Source organism: Flavicella sp. (assembly GCF_029238425.1).
Taxonomy (GTDB): domain Bacteria; phylum Bacteroidota; class Bacteroidia; order Flavobacteriales; family Flavobacteriaceae; genus Flavicella.
In genome coordinates this window covers 1-2,447 of sequence record NZ_JAQWGB010000065.1, presented here as the reverse complement: position 1 = coordinate 2,447, position 2,447 = coordinate 1, and the positions used below count along the sequence as shown (strand labels likewise).

At 34.3% G+C, this 2,447-nt stretch carries 3 protein-coding genes; all 3 read left to right on the top strand.

What is annotated here, in order from left to right; translation table 11 throughout:
• A partial coding sequence (locus P8H68_RS04405) for a SulP family inorganic anion transporter (protein ID WP_300322121.1) occupies window positions 1–1,284 on the top strand: 1,284 nt, incomplete at its 5' end.
• Window positions 1,285–1,364: 80 nt separating this feature from the next.
• Window positions 1,365–1,904 carry a DUF2911 domain-containing protein gene (locus tag P8H68_RS04400; protein WP_300322119.1) on the top strand — a complete coding sequence of 180 codons (540 nt, stop codon included), beginning with the start codon at window positions 1,365–1,367 and terminating at the stop codon, window positions 1,902–1,904.
• Window positions 1,905–2,052: 148 nt separating this feature from the next.
• Window positions 2,053–2,447, top strand: a 395-nt coding sequence (locus P8H68_RS04395) for a class I tRNA ligase family protein (protein WP_300322117.1), incomplete at its 3' end; no start/stop codon positions are given.

The following is a 2,447-nucleotide window of genomic DNA, read 5'->3' as shown; positions in this document are numbered from 1 at the left end:
AATCAATTCAAAAATTTACTTGGGATACCGATTCCTAGAAGTAATAGAATTCATGAAATTTTGATTCATTTTTATCAAAATGTATTGGATACGAATATGCAGACTTTTTCTATTGGAGCAGGAGCGATCGCAATTATTTTTATACTGAAGAAAATCAATAAAAATATACCAAGTCCGTTGGTTGTTGTGATTTTGGGAATTCTAATCCTTAAGTTTCTAAGCAATACATTTCATGAGGTTGCAATCATAAAAGAAATTCCATCGGGATTGCCTTCTTTTGCGGTTCCTAATATTAGTTATCAAACGGTGATGGAAATGCTTCCGATTGCCATTACCATAGCAATGATAGGTTTTTTAGAAACCGTATCCATAGGGAAATCCTTGGAGACAAATGAAGATATCATTCAAGTAAAACCGAATCAAGAATTGATAGCAATTGGTTTGGGGAATGTTTTGGGTTCCTTTTTTAAATCCTATCCTGCCACAGCCAGTTTTTCTAGGTCGGCAGTCAATCAAGATGCTGGGGCTAAAACCGGTTTTGCCGCTTTTTTCTCGGTCGGAATTGTGGCTTCGGTTCTTTTGTTTTTAACTCCGATGTTTTATTACTTGCCTAAAGCCGTATTGGCAGCAATCATTATTGTTTCTGTTTTGAAATTGATAGACTACAAAGAAGCAATGCGTTTGTGGAATGTCAATAAAATTGATTTTTGGATGCTGTTGGTTACCTTTATCGGAACCCTGTTTTTTGGGATCAAAGAAGGAATAGGTGTAGGGGTAAGTTTGTCTTTGGTGATGGTGATTTTTAGGACTTCAAAACCGCATGTTGCTGTTTTAGGTAGAATTCCGAATACCAGTTTTTTTAGAAATATAAACAGGTTTGATGATATGGAGATTCATCATGAAGTTTTGATTATCCGTTTTGATTCTCATTTGTATTTTGCAAATACCAACTATTTTAGAGAGCGATTGGATGATTTAGCAACAGAAAAAGGAGAAGCATTGAAGCTGATTATTTTAGATTGTGAATGTATCAATGGTTTGGATAGTACCGGCGCTGCCATGTGGAATGATCGTATAGATTTTTATGCGACACAAGGAATAAAAATTCACTTTACAAATGTAAAAGGGCCTGTTAGGGATGCCATGACAAAAGCAGGGATTATTGAAAAAATAGGAATTGAAAATTGTTTTATGAGTAATCATGGAGCCTTAACTTTCTATGAAACTGGAAATAGAGAAAGTCAGAAAAACCTATCGTCCTATATTCAACAGGCGAATCAGTAGAATTAACAAAAGATTATTTTTTTCGGGATGTAAGGAATCGTAGTTTTGTAAGACTTTACACAAAAACTATAATTATTCTTATGAGAAAATCAATTTTTACCTTGATGCTTTTAGCTATTTCTTTGGTGTTTACCAATGATTTAGAAGCGCAAAAATTTAGTTCAATGGATAAAAGTCCGTTGGATGTAGCAACATTTCCTAGTAGTCATAGGGAATCAGACAAAATAGTGAAAGTTACTTATTCACGTCCGTTTTTAAAAGGAAGATCGGTATCATCTCTTGCTCCTAACGGAAAAGTTTGGAGAACAGGAGCTAATGAAGCTGTTGAGATTAGATTTTACGAAGATGTTGTTTTTGGAGGCAAAGAGGTAGAAGAAGGGATCTATACTTTGTTTACAATTCCAGGAGAAAAGGAATGGACTTTTATTTTAAGCAAAGATCATAATGTTTGGGGGGCTTATAGCTACAAACAAAGCAATGATGTGTTAAGAGTTACTGGAAAGGTTTCTAAGAATAATTCAAAATTGGAAAACTTTTCTATTGCATTTGAAAAAGATATGACTTTATGTTTGGGTTGGGGAACCACACTTGTAAAGTTGCCAATAACTTTAGAAGATTAGAAAAAAATATTTTATGTAAAAGCGACTGTAATCAGTCGCTTTTTTTATGCGCTAAAGTTTCAAGTATAGGATTTTTAACTTTCAGTTAAGAACTGTACTTTTGCAACTTAACTCAAAACAATAAAGGGTTTGAACCCTTTCAGATATAATGGATTACAATTTTAACGAGATAGAGGCCAAATGGCAAAAATATTGGGCTGAAAATCAAACTTTCAAAGCTAGTGAGACAACAGAAAAACCAAAATATTATGTTTTGGATATGTTTCCTTATCCTTCAGGTGCAGGATTACACGTTGGACATCCATTAGGGTACATCGCTTCTGATATTTATGCTCGTTACAAACGTCATCAAGGGTTTAATGTATTGCATCCTCAAGGATATGATTCTTTCGGATTGCCTGCGGAGCAATATGCCATTCAAACAGGACAACATCCTGCAATTACTACAGAAACAAATATAGCGACCTATAGAAAACAATTAGATAAAATTGGTTTTTCATTTGATTGGTCTCGTGAGGTGCGTACTTCTAGTCCAGAATATTA